At 44.9% G+C, this 16,792-nt stretch carries 17 protein-coding genes; 2 read left to right on the top strand and 15 right to left on the bottom strand.

Annotated features, from left to right (window positions below):
• Positions 1 to 36 precede the first annotated feature (36 nt).
• On the bottom strand, positions 37 to 936 hold the full coding sequence (locus ACWP87_RS03145; protein ID WP_005686517.1) for a LysR family transcriptional regulator: 900 nt from the start codon (positions 934 to 936) through the stop codon (positions 37 to 39).
• A 29-nt stretch (positions 937 to 965) separates the two neighbouring features.
• Between ACWP87_RS03145 and lpdD the strand changes: the two genes are divergently transcribed.
• Positions 966 to 1,397, top strand: a complete 432-nt coding sequence (lpdD, locus tag ACWP87_RS03140) for a prenylated flavin chaperone LpdD (RefSeq protein ID WP_005686519.1) — start codon at positions 966 to 968, stop codon at positions 1,395 to 1,397.
• A 62-nt stretch (positions 1,398 to 1,459) separates the two neighbouring features.
• On the opposite strand, the gene ACWP87_RS03135 is transcribed toward lpdD, so the two are convergent.
• Complete coding sequence (locus ACWP87_RS03135) at positions 1,460 to 1,897, bottom strand: MarR family winged helix-turn-helix transcriptional regulator (RefSeq protein ID WP_005686521.1); 438 nt, start codon at positions 1,895 to 1,897, stop codon at positions 1,460 to 1,462.
• Between the two features lie 132 nt (positions 1,898 to 2,029).
• Between ACWP87_RS03135 and ACWP87_RS03130 the strand changes: the two genes are divergently transcribed.
• Positions 2,030 to 3,412, top strand: coding sequence for a DHA2 family efflux MFS transporter permease subunit (locus ACWP87_RS03130; RefSeq protein WP_005686523.1), 1,383 nt, complete (start codon positions 2,030 to 2,032; stop codon positions 3,410 to 3,412).
• Between the two features lie 79 nt (positions 3,413 to 3,491).
• Here ACWP87_RS03130 and ACWP87_RS03125 read toward each other — a convergent pair whose 3' ends face one another.
• From ACWP87_RS03125 to ACWP87_RS03065, 13 genes are all read right to left on the bottom strand, one after another.
• Positions 3,492 to 4,091, bottom strand: a complete 600-nt coding sequence (locus ACWP87_RS03125) for a hypothetical protein (RefSeq protein WP_005717715.1) — start codon at positions 4,089 to 4,091, stop codon at positions 3,492 to 3,494.
• A gap of 39 nt (positions 4,092 to 4,130) precedes the next feature.
• Complete coding sequence (gene dgoD / locus ACWP87_RS03120; protein WP_014570156.1) at positions 4,131 to 5,276, bottom strand: galactonate dehydratase; 1,146 nt, start codon at positions 5,274 to 5,276, stop codon at positions 4,131 to 4,133.
• Positions 5,277 to 5,322: 46 nt separating this feature from the next.
• The gene (locus ACWP87_RS03115; protein ID WP_005686529.1) at positions 5,323 to 6,699 is read right to left on the bottom strand and encodes a PTS galactitol transporter subunit IIC; all 1,377 of its coding nucleotides are present in this window, start codon (positions 6,697 to 6,699) and stop codon (positions 5,323 to 5,325) included.
• A gap of 55 nt (positions 6,700 to 6,754) precedes the next feature.
• Positions 6,755 to 7,042 carry a PTS sugar transporter subunit IIB gene (locus tag ACWP87_RS03110; RefSeq protein WP_005686530.1) on the bottom strand — a complete coding sequence of 96 codons (288 nt, stop codon included), beginning with the start codon at positions 7,040 to 7,042 and terminating at the stop codon, positions 6,755 to 6,757.
• Between the two features lie 102 nt (positions 7,043 to 7,144).
• Positions 7,145 to 7,609 (bottom strand): PTS sugar transporter subunit IIA, encoded by a 465-nt coding sequence (locus ACWP87_RS03105; protein ID WP_005686532.1) that lies wholly within the window; start codon positions 7,607 to 7,609, stop codon positions 7,145 to 7,147.
• 16 nt (positions 7,610 to 7,625) lie between these two features.
• Positions 7,626 to 8,252, bottom strand: a complete 627-nt coding sequence (locus ACWP87_RS03100; RefSeq protein WP_005686535.1) for a bifunctional 4-hydroxy-2-oxoglutarate aldolase/2-dehydro-3-deoxy-phosphogluconate aldolase — start codon at positions 8,250 to 8,252, stop codon at positions 7,626 to 7,628.
• 76 nt (positions 8,253 to 8,328) lie between these two features.
• Positions 8,329 to 10,371 (bottom strand): BglG family transcription antiterminator, encoded by a 2,043-nt coding sequence (locus tag ACWP87_RS03095; RefSeq protein ID WP_005686537.1) that lies wholly within the window; start codon positions 10,369 to 10,371, stop codon positions 8,329 to 8,331.
• A 223-nt stretch (positions 10,372 to 10,594) separates the two neighbouring features.
• Positions 10,595 to 10,918 carry a PTS lactose/cellobiose transporter subunit IIA gene (locus ACWP87_RS03090; protein WP_005686541.1) on the bottom strand — a complete coding sequence of 108 codons (324 nt, stop codon included), beginning with the start codon at positions 10,916 to 10,918 and terminating at the stop codon, positions 10,595 to 10,597.
• A gap of 46 nt (positions 10,919 to 10,964) precedes the next feature.
• A complete protein-coding gene (locus tag ACWP87_RS03085) occupies positions 10,965 to 11,282 on the bottom strand; it encodes a PTS sugar transporter subunit IIB (protein WP_005686543.1) in 318 nt (105 codons plus the stop codon).
• A 17-nt stretch (positions 11,283 to 11,299) separates the two neighbouring features.
• Positions 11,300 to 12,757 carry a glycoside hydrolase family 1 protein gene (locus ACWP87_RS03080; RefSeq protein ID WP_005686545.1) on the bottom strand — a complete coding sequence of 486 codons (1,458 nt, stop codon included), beginning with the start codon at positions 12,755 to 12,757 and terminating at the stop codon, positions 11,300 to 11,302.
• Positions 12,747 to 13,628: an ROK family protein gene (locus ACWP87_RS03075; protein WP_005686547.1), complete on the bottom strand. Its 882-nt coding sequence runs from the start codon at positions 13,626 to 13,628 to the stop codon at positions 12,747 to 12,749. Before ACWP87_RS03075 ends, ACWP87_RS03080 begins: the two co-directional genes overlap by 11 nt.
• The gene (locus tag ACWP87_RS03070; RefSeq protein ID WP_014570157.1) at positions 13,625 to 14,920 is read right to left on the bottom strand and encodes a glycoside hydrolase family 125 protein; all 1,296 of its coding nucleotides are present in this window, start codon (positions 14,918 to 14,920) and stop codon (positions 13,625 to 13,627) included. The genes ACWP87_RS03075 and ACWP87_RS03070 overlap by 4 nt, the downstream gene beginning before the upstream one ends.
• 2 nt (positions 14,921 to 14,922) lie before the next feature.
• On the bottom strand, positions 14,923 to 16,792 hold a 1,870-nt coding region (locus ACWP87_RS03065), incomplete at its 5' end, for a glycoside hydrolase family 38 C-terminal domain-containing protein (protein ID WP_029944000.1).

Raw genomic sequence — 16,792 nt, 5'->3', positions numbered from 1 at the left:
AAATATCGTCTTGGGATTTTGCAATCGCGGTAACCATTAACCTTTTTCGGCGATAACTTGCTGGCTCAAGTAGTCAGCAAATTTAAGAATTGCCGGATTGCTAGTGCGGCGATAAACCAGTTGCAAATGACTACAAATATTCGGCGTCAATGACTTAGCAACAAAGTTCGAATTGGCAAACGGCTGGTAAGATTGACGGAACAAAAAGGTAACGTGGCGGCTGCCTTCGACCATCCCCAAAAGTGTCTCGATATGCGGACTGCTAAAGATGATTTTGGGTGCGATATGACGATCCGCAAAAAACGCCTGCATTGGCTCAAAGACACCAGAGCCGCTTAGCAAGCTGACAATCGTTATGGCGGCTAAATCGTTTGCAGACAATGATGGACGTTTTGCTAATGGATTGGTCTTAGCGAGAATAACTTGCAACTCATCTTTAGCCAGATCAAGTTTGACATATTCCCGCGTCGATAAGACCTCTGCTTGTGTATCACGTAGCAATGCCATATCTAAATCACCGGTCAAAAGCTGCTTGAGGATGCTAATGCCTTCCTGTTCGACCACATGAAGTGCCAGCTTCGGAAATTGAGCGGCAAAATCGTTTATTAATCGACTGATGCCAAACTGACCAAGAATTGGAACGGCACCGATCGTTAAAACACCGTTGCTCAAGGACTTCAAACTATTTAAATCCGTGTTCATGAGCTCGACTTGGTGCAAGATCTTACTGGCGTGAAAGAAAAACCGTTCACCAGCCTCCGTGACAAGCATGCGGCGATGATTGCTAGTATCCACCAACTTACTTCCCAGAATAGCCTCAATATGCTGAATACGCTTAGACAAGGCTGATTGACTAAGATGTAAAACCACCGCTGCTTTGGAAAAACTCTTAAGCTCATACAGTGCTACAAATATTTTTAAATCCTCAAAATTCAACTTATTCACCACCGAAAGGAAGCTATAAAATGTCCGACTACCCTGTCCCGACTTATACGACAACCGTGACACAATCTGACGTCACTCTCATCGCCACCGTTACTGTGATCGGACGTGACCTACTCATTACCATTACTGGCGGCGACCACCCGCATATTGGCGATGTTCTCACGTTAACCAAAGATCAACCCATTCAAACAATCCGCTACCCCAGTCATGATAACAGATTTCATAAAGATGATTTACTTGCGCTTCCAAGTGCCAAAGCGCTGCAACCATTACTGCCCGGAAGCTGCACCATTTTAGCAGGATTGCACATCGATCACATCAGCAAAGTACAAATCCAGGCTGCATTAGATCTCAGCCATAAACTAGCGCCTAAGTTAACAACTTGGCTAAAACATCAAACATTTGCAACGTCAAGACCACACTATTACGGTCCCGATGAATCACCTGCTTAATCGCTCAACCAGATCCGGGAATTCGTTAATGGACGCTAATTGTTGACTTCAAAGATGTTCCCTCAATGATCTGCTAATTTAGCCGCCATCGTTGTTTGCAGTTTCTCAAGCGCATTGACGACTACTTCCGCATCTTCTCCCAAAGCGTTGCGCAAAAAAGCATCATTTTGGTCAAAGAAATGCCGAATATATGCCGCTACTTTTTGAGATTTTTCCGTTAGCTGAATCGCTTTATACCGCCCATCTTGCTTGGAGGGCACACGAACAATCAGTTCCTTACGCTCCATCAATTGCAAAAGTGCCGTTGCTGAAGATTTCTGGATGTTGAATTCATGTTCAACATCCGTCTGATACAACGGCCGTTTGGTTCCTTGCCGTGCCAAAAAATCGATGATGCTCATTTGCACCTGTGTTAGACCCAATTGCTTAGCTTCACGATCAGCATAACGTTGCAGGTCATTGTTTAATTTTTTAACCAAAATACCCAGCGATACTGTCACGATGTCTATCCCCTTTCAGTTCCAATGAGATCTCAGGTCAGCGTTTACATTAAAATTAAGCCTTGATTTCAGAAAATAAGACCGCTATAGTAGCTATAGTTCGATATAGAACTATACACGATGGAGGTCTTTATGACAAGAAAAGTAACACCTAAATTATACCTTTCGATTCTTGCCACTGGTCTGATGGCGTTTTGCGGGGTACTCATTGAAACTGCCATGAATGTCACTTTTCCGACCTTAATGCGGCAGTTTAATGTCGATACGGGAACCATTCAATGGCTGACAACCGGCTATTTGTTGATCGTTGCAATCATCGTCCCGATTTCCGGGTTCTTAAAACGACGCTTCACGACTAAACAGCTTTTTCTTACCGCCAGTGCCTTCTTCATCCTTGGCTTAGCACTGTGCAGCGTTGCAAACAGTTTTGCAATCTTGCTCGTGGGACGGCTAATCCAAGGCTGCGGAACAGGGATTGCACTCCCCTTAATGTTTAACATTATTTTGGAACAGGCGCCGTTAGAAAAAATTGGTTTTCTCATGGGCATCGGGACGTTGGTAACAGCCATTGCGCCGGCTTTAGGCCCGACTTATGGTGGCGTGCTGGTTGACATTAACTGGCATTTGATCTTTATTTTCCTGCTATTCGTTATGATTGCCGCTTTGATTATGGGACTCTTTTCCATCCAGCAAGTCTCTGAAACGGTTCATCTTCATCTCGACTTTTTGGCTTGGTTATTCATTGCGATTTTCTTTGCGACCGCGATTCTTGGTCTTAATAGCATCGAGCACCAACCCGGACGCGCCTTGATCTTTGCCGTCATTGCAATTTTAAGCCTCGGCGCCTACACCATGCGCTCACTGCATGTTAAAGAACCACTAATTAATTTACGGTTATTTAAAAATCTTCCGTTTGATCTGCACATGACGACCTTCCTCATCATTCAAATCGTCAATGTCGGGTTTGCCTTTGTCTTACCCAACTACTTGCAACTCGTTAACCACACAAGTTCCCTAACTGCCGGCCTGCTCCTATTACCTGGGGCGGCACTGGGCGCATGCATGGCACCCATGAGTGGGAAACTGTACGATAAATCAGGTCCTGGACGCCCTATCTTTATCGGACTATGCTTACAGCTCATCGGAATTGTCTGGCTACTCCTTGAAGCCTTAACCGCAGCCCCGGTCATCGTCTTGATCGGCTATGCCTTCATCATGCTAGGTACCGGTTTTTCAATGGGCAACATTATGACAAGCGGACAAGCTCAGTTACACCAAGAACAAACCACTGACGGCAATGCCATCTTCAACACCCTACAACAATTCGCCGGTGCACTTGGTACTGCAGTCGTCTCACTCATCATGGCGCTGGCCCAAGCCGGTTCAACCTCTGCTCACAACACTGCCATCGGTTCGCAACATGCGTTTGGTTTCTTGCTGCTATTAACCCTCGTTGGTGATGTCGCGATTTTCTTTGGGTTGCGGCGACGTCGTGGTGAAACCGAAAATGCGTAGAATCACTATTAAATACTAGACCGAATGTAAAAAGGATCGCACTAAGCAGCAGTGCGATCCTTTTTCAATACGTTCAAGTTTAATTTTGATGATCCGTACGTGTCCCTACTGTTCTCTTCTGCCATGGCAGCCGATTACGCTGGCGTCGATTGCGAATGGCCGCCAGTAGTTGAGCTTGACGATCACGTTCATTTCGAGCATCATTTTGCTCCAGTTTAGCAAAAGCTGCGCCTGTCAATAGCATCACATTTGTCGGTAACCGCCGCGTCAAAAAGGCACGGATATCTGACTCAGGTTGATCAAATATCAATGAATAGCTTCCACCTTTTTGAGACCAAAATGTCACCATCGTACCTTGTTTAATCGTTTCGGTAATCACTCGATCATAGCGACTATAATCGCTAGCGTGCGCAACCGATCCATAGGTAATAACCTTGGTTTTGCCTAAGCCTTGACGATAAAGGCCAACGCTTGCAACTAAGAGCGCCACCATCACCAGACGTAGATTGCCAATGGTGCTTGTCGTCCAAAACAAGGTGACGATCAAGCTGGCCGCGGCAAGTGCTACGCCGATCTTAATCTTTGATGACTTGGTTTTGATTTGGAGTTGCCGCTGCTGCAGAAATTCCAGGTAAAGTAAGCCACCAAGCAACATCGCGGTCGTCATCACATCTACCATTTCAAACGCCTCCTCAGATTGGCGTCAAACCAAGCACGACTACCACTCTGCAATAGTGCCATCATAATTCTTCCAGGATGGATTGCTCCAAACCAAACCTTCTTGGGCCACCTCTTTAATTTTGTCTTCATCCATATCAATGCCGAGTCCCGGTCCTTTTGGTAGTTGAACATAACTATCTTTGTACTGGAAGATTTCCTTATTCTTCACAAAGTCCAGTAAGTCAAAGCCTCGATTGTAGTGAATACCTAGGCTCTGCTCTTGAATAAAGACGTTTGGCGTGCATGCATCTACTTGCAAAGTTGCCGCCAATGACACCGGTCCATAAGGTGCATGCGGTGCGACTGCCATGTCAAACGCTTCAGCCATCGCGGCAATTTTACGTGTTTCTAAAATGCCGCCGCACAAGGCAACATCAGGTTGGACAATGTCAATTGCGCCTTGACGGAATAGATTTTTGAAGTCCCACCGGGTGTATAAACGTTCGCCTGTTGCGAGCGGAATTGAAACTTCACGCGCAATATCATCAAATGAATCCCAGTTTTCCGGCAAAACGACTTCTTCAAGAAACATTGGGTGGTATGGCTCTAGAGCATGTGCCAGTACTTTTGCCATTGGGCGATGAACTCGGCCGTGAAAATCAATCCCAATTTCCAGTTGATCGCCAACTTGATCGCGAATTGAGGCAACCCTATCAACTACTGCTTGCACCTTATTATACGAGTCAATATAGTGCAGTTCAGAAGTCGCGTTCATTTTAATAGCTGTAAAACCCTTGTCTACTCGCGCTTGTGCCTGTTCTGCTACATCAGATGGACGATCGCCACCAATCCACGAGTAAACTCGAATCCGATCGCGTGCCGCTCCACCGAGCAGTTCGTAGACCGGTAGATTCAACGCTTTCCCTTTAATGTCCCACAGTGCCATCTCTAGGCCAGAAATAATCGTGCCATTAATCGGACCGCCACGGAAAAATGAACGATGCATCTCTTGCCACAAGCGTTCAATTTCAAATGGATCACGACCAATTAGCTTCTTGCCCATCTCATAAGCACCCGCGACAACTGTTTCGGTTTTGGTGCCAGAAATCATTTCACCCCAGCCAGTAATGCCTTCATCTGTCAGCACTTTAACAAAGATCCAACGTGGCTTTACTTTATAAACTTTGATATCTGAAATCTTCAATGTGAAAATTCTCCCTTCAAGATCATCTCAACTAACAATGGTGACATTAAGCTTGGGCACTTTTTTCATTCTGAGCATCCATGGCAGCATTCACATGTTTGATACCATCGAAGAAGTACCACACGCCAGCAAAAAGAACCAAAAGTACCGGAATTGAGATCAGCGGATGCCAAGTAAATGCGAAGTAAACCGCAAAACTTTGGATCATCGAAGTTGCCGCAAATGATGAAATGTACAACGAGTTAGCACCCAGTTTGATCCCAACAGACTTAGCAATTTCGGTTAATACCGGTGCCGTTGATGTCCCGCACCAGAGAAGTGAAGCTGTTACTACCAAACCAATGATGATGTTCTTAAGCAAGTTGCCATTCGTCAAAGCTACTACCAACGCTACTCGAAATGGTACAACCGCTAAATCGGCAAATGGCAGAACTTGGTTGCCCGGCAATACTAATGCCATGACGATGGTCAATGGAATAATAATTAACGCTGTGGTAATAACATCAGCATTCCCAACGACAACCGCGGCATCCAATCCGATGAACAACTTTCGGCCTTTAAACCGCTTTTCAGACCATTTTTGTGCAGAATCCGAAATTGGCATCAAGCCTTCCATAAACAGCGATGTCATCTTCGGAATTAAGACCAAAACCGCCGCCATTGAAACACCTAATTGCATAATCTTCATCAAGTCATATCCGGCAAAAAAGCCAATGGCCATCCCGATTAACAAACCCATAATCATTGAATCGCCAAAGAATCCCAGATACTTCTGCGCATCACGAATTGAAAACTTGTTCCGGCGCATGAATGGAATCCGATCGAGCAACCAATTTAGCGGCCAGGCAATGACTAATGATGACAAAGCTGACACCGTTGGTAATGAAACCCCTGGCATGCCGAAAAACTTCTCCGTCATTGGCTGCGACCAATCAGCAAGTTTAAATGTCACCAATGCCATCATAATTGAAGATCCAACACCAAGCGCGATGTTCTTGGTGACAAAGTAAACCATGACGCCGACAATTGCCATGTGATGATAATTCCAAATATCAACATCAAGCGTATGTGTCCGCTTGATAATCAGCAGCACAATATTGACTGCCAAAATGGCAAAAATCAAAATAGCGATAATCGGTGATGCCCAGGTCACCGCAGCAATTGAGCCCCATCCGACATCCAGTGCTGTCAGATGTGCACCAGTACGCTCAACCATGGCTTTTGCGGCAGGCCCAACGTTGGTCGTCATGAAGTCCAAGATTAACTTGATCCCGGCAAAACCAATGCCAAGGGTTAAGCCGGACTTGAAGGCTTTATCAATGCGCAAGCCAAAAATCATTCCGATAATGGTGATAATAACTGGCAACAGCACCGTGGGACCGGCAGCAATCAGCCAATTAAAGACATTCATTACGATATTCATAGATGGTTATCCCTCCAATTCGGTCAAACAAACTCGACCTTGTTGACGCATCTGCTCACTTATCCTTAACAGCCTCATAAATTTTATCGAGCGCGTCCTGCGCCCCCACACCAGTCAGCAGAGGCAGTCCATGAATATAAGGGACGCCATGCGTTTGTCCTTCAAACTGACCAGTCGTCACCAATAAGTCATAGTTCTCAACCTTACCAGGAACTTCCATTAGCTTAGTCTGAGTGGTTTCAACCTCCACTCCCTTTTCCGCCAAGAACGTTTTGATCTTAGACGCAACCACCGTTGAGGTCGCAATACCATTACCACATGCAACTAAAATATGAGCAGCCATAATTCTTTTCCTCCTAATTTTTATATGAGCGCGAGCCAACGAGTGTATACATGGCGTGAGACCTTGCTCGCAGCTTTCCATGTCATATAACGCCTTATTTTTTTACTTAAAAGTCTTCATTAATAACTGATATAAAGCATCAGCATCAGTTGCCTCTGCAATCGCATGCCGCAACTGGTCATCCTGAATGACATCCACAATTTTTTGTAACATCTCAACTTGCCCATGCGGCTCGCCGATAGCCATCATGATAATGACATCCACATCGAGTACATTCTTGACATCACCCATATCATGAAACTTAACAGGATGTGCCAAGGTGGCCACCGAAATGGTTGTTTTCTTAACTAGTTGATAATTCGCGTGTGGAATTGCTACAGTCGGTCTCGGTGAAGGTAAGCCGGTTGGATACGCGGCTTCACGATCGAGAATTGCCTGTTTGTAACCTTCCTTAACGTAACCTTGAGCGAGCAAATTATCGGCTATTTGGCTCAGAGCATCGAGATTGTCTGTCGCCTCTAAATGGGGCAGCAATAATTTTTTATCAAGCACTAAATCAACAGCCACAAATCAATGCCCCTTTCTACAGTGAATTTTTAACATCGACAAAGGCTTGTAACGATGCTGCCAAGCCGGCAACATTTCGGTTGGCAAGATCTTCAGCGTTAAACATCTTTGATCCGATACCAAGATAGCTCGTCCCATGGGTCAAAAGGTCTTTCGCATTGTCGATCGAAACCCCTCCAACTGCCATCAGTGGTAATTTTCCAAGTGGTGCCTGAATAGCTTTAAAGAATCCTGACCCGACTGTCGTTGCCGGAAAGACTTTGACAATATCTGCACCTTTTTCAAACATCGTATGAACTTCAGTCGGTGTCATAGCAGCCGGCACGGTGATGACTCCATGCTGTTTGGCATAGGCAAAAATGTCGTCCGTAAACTCAATTGGACTTAGCATAAATTTCGCACCTTTAGCTATAGCGTCTTGAGCCTCGGTCAGCGTTGTCACCGTCCCGGCGCCGATCTTGATTCGGTCCCCGTACTGCGCATTACCTTCTTCGATAATGTCCAGTGCATGCGGCGTATTCATCGTCACTTCAACACCAAATTGATTTTCAAACCCAGCCATCGCCTGCATAATGGCATCAGCCTGTTCAGGCGTATAACCGCGCATAATAACTGTAAAAGTCGGATACTCTGATAACTCCATAATCTTCCTCCTGAGCGTGAGCCGGTGCATTAGTCTTGATAACCAAACTCACATTATTTTCCTTGCTTCTCAAAGCTTATGAACTCGTGCGTAACCTTGCTTCATACGCTTGCAACACTTCATACGCTTGCTGATTCGTTTTTGATTTTAGTAATTGCTTTAGTGCCGGCTCGTCAGCAATGAGCTCCGATAACTCCTGAATCGCTCGCAAGTGCTGATCCGTATTCTTAACCGCAATCGGTACGATCATGCGAATGCGAAAACCGTTCGGATACGTCACCGGATGCTTCAGAATGTAAAAAGCAAAGCCGTTACGAAGAACTCCGTTTTCCGGAACAGTATGGGGAATGGCAACCTCGGTACCAATAAAGCTATAATTATCCGGTGCCACCGTTTCGTTCATGAGCGTTTGCCGAAACGGCTCGGTAACGTATTTCAATTGTTCCAATGGGCGGATCGCTTGACGCAATGCTGTCTCCCAATCATCGCTTTGACCAATTTGAATCAAACTCGATGCAGTCATGGCTGACAGTTGGGGTTGCTGCGTTTCTGGAAGTGTCTCAACACCTTGATCAGCCAGAAACCGCCGCAATGCTTGATCCAATCCTTCAGAATCCGTAATCTTGGCATGTTTGCGTACAATCGCAGTTAACGCCGCTATTCCGGTTTGAATATTCTTTACGCCAATATCATTTAAGACGCGATATCGCAGCTGCATTTGCTCATCCTCGCTTAACAGCGGATGAATAATGTATTGACGCGCCGAAGTCTTCAAGGGAACGGTTGTGAAAACCAAGTCGTAATCGCCTGAAAAATGTTCAAATTCACGAGCGGATGTGGCAGACAAAAAGCTGATTTCCGGAAATAGCCGACGCAGGTTCTGAATCATCAGCTTTGAAACAATCAGGCCATTCGTACAAACAACCGCAGCGCGTTCTTTATTGGCATGCAAATCAGCTGACTTTTCCAACTCACCATCAAAGTAAAAGGCGATCAGGTTTCGCTCATCTTCCGGAATCGGCTTACCGGTTAGCTTCTCGAGTGGTGCAACAATGGCATTGATCGTGTCGACCAAAAATTGATGTCGAGGATCAGCCGCCATCACTTGACCAATCCCAATGTCGTGCAGATGCAAACCATAGCGAACGCGGAAGATTGCCGGACGCAAATGAGCAAGTAACCGGTTTACGAAATCTTTCTGGTCATCAATTTTAATAAACGTCTGCTGTTCAAACTTGGAAACCATTGTTCGGATGGCCGCAACCAAGTCAGTATCTGCTACACCAACTTCGCCACGAATCGTGTTCGCAGATAATAGCAACATCACAATCCATTCAGCATCGGAATCACAGACTAACCACTTTTTAGGTATCAGCGGCTTAAGCAATGAAAATTCCTTGGTGTCATTGATCTGATGCACAAAATAGTGGTTGTCTCTTGTCCGCTGTGATAGATTACGCGTGACATTCATCAACACCGCCAACATCAAGAAGCTAAACGATTCATCCGAATAGGTGACATGCCGAACACTTTCAATTTTGTGAATAAAGTGGATCACTTGCTCAGGTGGCACTGTACTTAGTTGTTCGATTGAACCACGACCATCATCATATTTCAGCAACTGAGTTACTAGATAATTCAGCAAATTACGGATGATCTGCTCGGATCCAGCAATGAAATAGCCAGCCTGTCGCGTATACTTAAGCGCCAATTGCCGCCGCTCCAGAAAATGTGCAACTATTTTCAGATCAGCGGAAGTGGTGGTTCGACTAACTCCACTGAAATCATATAAATGCACCAGTGACAACTGTTCATCACTCACGAGTAAATACAGGCAAATGAGTAGCACTCGTTCATCTTCTTCGCGGTAAACATATGGCGCCGCTGTTTCACCGTTTTGCAGATTGAAAAATTCGGCGACTTCGCTTGGTGTCACAAATTCACCTCGAGGAGTACGGGTAATTTTAGGCAATTGACGGTCAACCAGCTCCTGATTGATCTGTGCCAAAGCATAGGTTAGTTGCCGACGTGTAATTTTAAACTGTTTCTCCAAATCACCACTTCTCAAATTAGGATGCCGAATAATTTCTGAAAGGATTTGCAAGTTGCGTTTCTTCACTCAACCCTCACCTCCAGGTTCAATATCAATTGTACGTGTCAATCCGCGACTTGTGGAGGCGCTTTCATGACGGCTTTTGTACACCCCGTTAGTAATTTACATGTACAAGGTGAACGCTTCATGCCACAAAGACCGCGCTCATCAGTTTTAAATTTTGGAAAAATGCAAAAAAAATACCCACAAACAGAATGTCTGTGAGCATTTTCAAATCTGATTGACCCAATTATTCGCTTTTGGTGGCAATTCGTTTGTACAGATCAACCACTTCACCTGCTAGATCTCGAAACGTAATGGCCGTCATGACGTGATCCTGACCATGCACCATCAATAAAGACACGGATTGATGGTGTCCATTTGCCTCATCAGTCAGCATGCTGGTCTGAGCATTATGCGCTTCCGCTAAAAATTGATCTGCTTCTTTAAGCTTGACCGCAGCCTGTTCAAAATCAGCAGCTTTTGCCGCCCTAATTGCCTCAATAGCAGAACTTTTTGCGTTACCACCCGCCATAATGAGTTGCATAACAACAAGTTGTTGCGCTTCATCCATGACACTTTCACCTCCCAATTGACTCAGCTGTCTTAAAACTTTCCCGTCATGACGGCATTAAATCTAACGCTGTTTGTAATACGCGATCACCTTTCATAAGCCCGTAATCTTGCATATCAATGACCGCAACAGGAATCGTCAAAGACTTTTTAAAATCGCCTTCTAAATAGCGAACTTGTGGCCCTAACAATAAAACATCGGGATGATCAGCTGCCAAGCGATCTTGAGCATCTGCTGCCGATGCGGCAAATATCGCTACGTTAATGCCTGCTTTTTCCGCTGCATCTGCCATTTTCTTGACCAACATGCTTGTAGACATCCCCGCCGCGCAAACTAGCATGATCGTTTTATCTTTTTTTGCCATGATTAAAGTCCTTTCTTCTATCTACCTTTGTTGCCCGACTGCATTGCAAGCTCGGGCACGTGCCCGGTTGACGAAACTTTTTGAAACCAGTAACCCGATTTTTTAAGTGATTTGGTTTGGGTGCGCAAATCATTGCGGATCAGACCGTAACGATTTTTATATGCATTTAGCCACGACCAACAATCAATGCCGGTCCACGAAAAGTAACCGTGACAATTAGCGCCTTTTGCAATTGCCCGATTCAAGAATTGAAGGTGCTCAGTCATAAATCGAATACGGTAGTCGTCTTGTATGACGCCATCTTTCAAGAAACGAGTTTCATCTGCCACACCAATGCCGTTTTCCGCCACAAACCAAGGTATATTGTCATAGCGATCTTTTATATTCATCGCAATATCGTACAGTGCAGCAGGATAAATCTCCCACCCCTTATCCAAGTTCATCTTTCTACCTGGCAATTCGTAATGATCAAAATAAATATCAGGCAACCATGGCTGCAGGCTCTCAGGATCAATTGCTGGCGCTTGAACGCGAAAAGGATGGTAATAATTGACGCCAAGTACATCAATGCGGTTAGCCGAAATGATATCTAGTTCATCTGGTGTTGCATCCCATAAAACACCATCCCGCTCAAGTCGGTCAACAAGTTCTTCAGGAAAATAACCATGAATCGCTGGCTCCATATAAAGATCATTGGCCCACAACTCGGCAAAGTGGGCAGCTGCCCGATCATTATCTGCTTGTGACGCAGGATAAACAGGCGTCAAATTAATAATGGTGCCAATGGTGCCCTTAGGATTACGATTAAGCTTTCTAAATACAGCAATGGCCTTAGCACTAGCTAGGTTCAGATTATAGGCCACCTGTACTGCCGCCTTTCCATCAACAATATTTGGATAGTGAAATTGATATAAATATTGGCCATCAACGATTACTTTAGGCTCATTGAATGTAAACCAGTGCGTGACTTGATCACTAAAGAGTTCAAAACAGCGTGCAGCAAATTTTGCATAAAGTTCAACAACATGTTTGGATTGCCAACCGCCATATTGGTGCTGTAGCACAACCGGTAAATCGAAATGATGTAAATTAACATACGGTGTGATGCCAAGATCATGCATTTCTGCAAACACACGCCGATAGTAATCCGCACCTGCCTGATCCACAGTCGCCTCTTCCAAGTCGTCAATCAATCTTGTCCACTGAATAGAAATCCGTAATGCCTGAACACCAGCACGTTTTAACAGTTTCAGGTCAGCAATATAATCGTTATAAAAATTCGATGCTACATCCGGTCCAACATTATGATGAAAATCCTGAGGGCGGGTATGGTAATGATAGTCAAAAATGTTTTCATGTTTTTTATGAAAAGTTCCTTCTGCCTGCGGACCACTTGTAGCTGCTCCCCAGACAAAATCAGCATTAAATTGGATGATAACTCCCCTTCTTTCTCCGCGTCTCTGCTTAATCACCATTTCTCAGGCTAAATTGCTCGAAGTTAATGGCTGCTCCGTATAAATTGGCATCTGCCTGAAAGCTAGCAATTCGAATTTGCGGTCGTAATGGTGCAATCCCAACGTGAGCCATGACAGAATCAAGTGCTTGCTCTAAATCTGTCAGTAAAGCTGGGTTTTGTGACACGCCGCCACCAATGATGAAGCACTCCGGATCAAGACTATATTGCAAATTAAAAATCGTGGTTGCGACAACATCCAACATATCTTGAATTGCTTTTTTTGCAGAGACGTTGCCGTGTTGTGCTAATTCATATAACCCTTTACCATCTAACTTTGTCCCATTTATACGGTTGTATCGTGCCACAGCGTTTACCACTGTACCAAGATGACTAACAGTGTCAGCTTCACCGTGTAACATGTATCCAAGTTCGCCACCCAAAAGATGTTGACCATGCCGAACTTGGCGATTCAATACAACAGCGCCGCCAACGCCCGTACCGAGCACTATAAAAACAGCATCTCGCACATCCCGGGCTGCACCAGCATGTACTTCCGCAAGTGCTGCACAATTAGCATCATTTTCAATGGCAACCGGTAATTCAAAACGATTATTTAGTTCTGCTACAATCGGGAAATTATGAATGTACGGAACTGCGCTGGCTCCGCGAATAATCCCAGTAATTTGATCAACCATACCGGGACTGCTAATGGCAACGCCAGTAATATCACCTACTGCACGCAATTGTACGATCTTCTTTTGCAGCAGCTTGTAAAATTCTGGCAATGTCTTCGGAGTCGATGCATTTGTTCGAAATGAAACGCCTGTTACCGAATCGTATTGTCCAAACTTAATGCTCGTTCCGCCAATATCAATCACTGCTAGGCTCATGGTTTCACTTCCCTTTTCTGCCACTGAATAACATCAAGCGCCAGCTGACAAAAAGTCATGTTTGCCCACGAAAACCAAGTTCGCGTATATTGCCTTGAATCATCTTGATGCACACCTTCATGACACTGCCCAGTATCCCCAGTAGTTGCAGCTATTAATGCTAGTTTGTCTTGTTTGATTGAATCTGCTGTTGCTACTAATCCTTCCATGGCTACGGCGATCGGCCAAACATACCGCGGTGGTGTATGTTCGCTGCCAATTCCTTGTAACACGCTGCCTTTATAGAAATATGGATTTTGCATACTAGTTACAAACGACTTTGTTGCTATATAAAGCGGATCTTCAGCACTCAACGCCCCCAAAAAAGGCAGGCTCAATAAACTCGGCACGTTGGCATCATCCATGAAACAAGCGTGGCCAAGGCCATCAACCTCGTAAGCAAATCCCCGTTCACCACTAGGCAACGTTTGAATACCATATTCAGTAATTCCTTGGCTTATAGCTGCCACCAGCGTCTTTACGCGAATCGCTAGTGCTTGTCGATTCTCTGGAATATAAGGTAATAATGAAGTTAAAACTGTTTTGGCCAATAAGTTAGCCGGAATGTGATAGCCATGTTCACATCGATTATCACTTGGTCGAAAACCATCCCAAATTAACCCCGTCACCGCTACGGGACTGCCATAACCTTGATGAGGCAATGTGTCGTTACTAGCTGTATTGGGACGGCGGAAAAAGTATGGTGAATGTTCATGATGCTGTTCCTGCTCAAAAACATCGACAATTACCGCTAAAGTTGTCCAAAAATCGGTATCAAAAATTGTCGCATCACCAGTCTCCGCAAACAGACGTAACGCTAGTAGTAAAGGAGCACAAAGGGTATCAATCTCAAACTTACGCTCCCAAACTTGCGGCGAAACTTGTATATTGGTTTCATCCGCATCACACCAGTGGGCGCCACTGATCGTTTCATTAAAGGCATTTGCGTATGGATCCAGTTGAATAAAGTCTAGTTCGCGGCGAAGCACACCTTTTAAAATGACTTCCAGATCGGGGATAGCTTTGACAAGCTGAACATAAGGTAATACCTGAAAAGTCGCATCCCGCAACCACATCGCCGGAATATCGCCCGTTGCAACAAAATAAGTGCCATCGGGTTGGAGACTTGTCGCTTTTATTAATGCGTCTGGCAACAGCGCCCGGAACATTCTTTGTGCATTCAAATCTGCTAATGGATGAGCATCAACAAAATCAGTTAATGCTGTTGCCAACTTTACTTTTTCTATCGTCATGATCATCCTTTCGAAGCTGCAACGTCATTATTAAGCGGGTAAATACCGTATGTACGTATTTCTCCAGCCTTGAATGGCGTAAGTTGATAGTGTGAGACACTGGTTGCGACAGTTTCCTTGGTTTCGTGATTAAGGGTTAGTAGCCGAACACTGGCTAGCCAAGCAAACTCAAATACTCCGGGGTCTTCACACGAATCTGATGTGGGATTATAAACCCGCACGAGATAACCAGCCTGGTCTGAAGTTGCAGTTACACTGGATATAACTAGGTCACGCGTGTTCAGCCGAAGTGACGGCTGGTGTTCTAAAGCAGTCTGATTAGCATTTATCGGGAAATATTGTAGCGGTGTTGTAAAGCGATTAAGTGTCTGCTTTTGATAGCTTAAATCTCCTATCGCTAAAGCCTGCACGCGTTGTTGTATCTCAGCCGGATTGAACTGTTCATCAAGGCAAATACCGCCCTCCAGTTGTTGCCTTCCCAACAACTGGCTATCAGGTGTTGGCACGTACCGCGTCTGTAAACCTGAGGCATCACCCGGACGGCGTTTCAAATCCGGACGGCCAAGATAACCGACACCTCGAAACATCGTGACAGCTAGTTGTTCAAAATGTTGCCCAATAAGCTGGCATTCTTTCTCACCAAGACCAAGAAATGTCCAGCTAGTGATTGGATCGTGGGTATTTGCAAAATGAATCATTGGCCGCAAACCAGTGGGTTCTTCATGATAACCGATTGCTTGCCAGTCATTCAGGTGTGGATCAACGACCGGACGTTTAGCAACTCCAAACGGCGTGTCGGCAAAACTATACTGTGCATGTACTGGCGTCGTTAAAATCAGTCGTAGGCGATGATCAAGGATATTATTATCAACCGTTAGTTTAAAATGAATAACCGGATCATTTGCTAACAATTTCAATTCAAGCGTATAAGGTAGGATGACATTTGCTTTTTTTGCGGCGCGGTCTGAAAGGTCTTTTGGTAGGTGCCAGCCTCCTTTGAAACTCAATTCACTGACTAACTTTCCCTGATGGCCTGTCACTTCAGCCTCTTCAAGTGTTAAGTTGATGAGCCAATCTTGATATGCTGGCGAGTAATCATACGTGTCGCCTTCATCGCCACCATCATCAAAATGAATCGGGTTGACGAAAGACTGCCCTGTTCGATTGTCCGTCAATTTGAGCTCACCGTTCGTAAAACTCAGTGTGTAGTACTCATTGCGAATGGTTGTACTGTCTGACCTTAATGGAACCGCTTGTTGTGCAGATTCTAATGTAAATCCAACCCAGTCCATTGCTTTCATCACTAATGGCACTGCAATAGTTGTCTGGTAGTAAATCATCGGCTTTTCTTGTGTTTTGTCACGACGCAAAACCGCATCATCAACTTGAACTTGCCGCAATACTTCATAAGTAACCGGCAGACCGTGCTCATCTTTAAGAGCAAAGTACTTATCACGGGTGGCAACTGTTATCTGACCTGTCCGAGTAACTGATTGTATGGTTGGATTCCAAAAGAAAACATTGAGTGACGGCGCTGAACTACTTGCTAATTTGCGTAAGAGATAATCGCGTAAGGACGTTGCCAGTTGTAACGCATTGTTACCACGCTGGTAAATATCACGATTTGTCACATCGGAATTACATCCGCCGGAACTATCATGCGCTTGGCCACGAGCAATTGTTTTCCAAACCTGTTCTACCAGCCCGCTTTGTGCCTTAATACCTTGATGTGCAGCAATGACCATCAGCGGCTCAACCACATCTACCATAAGATGTTCAAGCCGATCATAAAGCCGTTTTAAATCTGCTCGCGATGAGTAGATACCTCGGTGAATTTTAGAAGCTGAGGGATCGATAAACTCCCCTTGATAC

It is taken from the genome of Lacticaseibacillus sp. 22 (assembly GCF_055413445.1).
This window is presented reverse-complemented; position numbering and strand designations above follow the sequence as displayed.

Bases quoted from the DNA above. Each gene is read 5' to 3' on its own strand.
- lpdD (WP_005686519.1), top strand. From the start codon at position 966: ATGTCCGACTACCCTGTCCCGACTTATACGACAACCGTGACACAATCT.
- ACWP87_RS03070 (WP_014570157.1), bottom strand. From the start codon at position 14,920: ATGACGATAGAAAAAGTAAAGTTGGCAACAGCATTAACTGATTTTGTT.
- ACWP87_RS03080 (WP_005686545.1), bottom strand. From the start codon at position 12,757: ATGGTGATTAAGCAGAGACGCGGAGAAAGAAGGGGAGTTATCATCCAA.
- ACWP87_RS03075 (WP_005686547.1), bottom strand. From the start codon at position 13,628: ATGAGCCTAGCAGTGATTGATATTGGCGGAACGAGCATTAAGTTTGGA.
- ACWP87_RS03110 (WP_005686530.1), bottom strand. From the start codon at position 7,042: ATGGCTGCTCATATTTTAGTTGCATGTGGTAATGGTATTGCGACCTCA.
- ACWP87_RS03100 (WP_005686535.1), bottom strand. From the start codon at position 8,252: ATGGAGTTATCAGAGTATCCGACTTTTACAGTTATTATGCGCGGTTAT.
- ACWP87_RS03130 (WP_005686523.1), top strand. From the start codon at position 2,030: ATGACAAGAAAAGTAACACCTAAATTATACCTTTCGATTCTTGCCACT.
- ACWP87_RS03115 (WP_005686529.1), bottom strand. From the start codon at position 6,699: ATGAATATCGTAATGAATGTCTTTAATTGGCTGATTGCTGCCGGTCCC.
- ACWP87_RS03085 (WP_005686543.1), bottom strand. From the start codon at position 11,282: ATGGCAAAAAAAGATAAAACGATCATGCTAGTTTGCGCGGCGGGGATG.
- ACWP87_RS03090 (WP_005686541.1), bottom strand. From the start codon at position 10,918: ATGGATGAAGCGCAACAACTTGTTGTTATGCAACTCATTATGGCGGGT.
- ACWP87_RS03125 (WP_005717715.1), bottom strand. From the start codon at position 4,091: ATGGTAGATGTGATGACGACCGCGATGTTGCTTGGTGGCTTACTTTAC.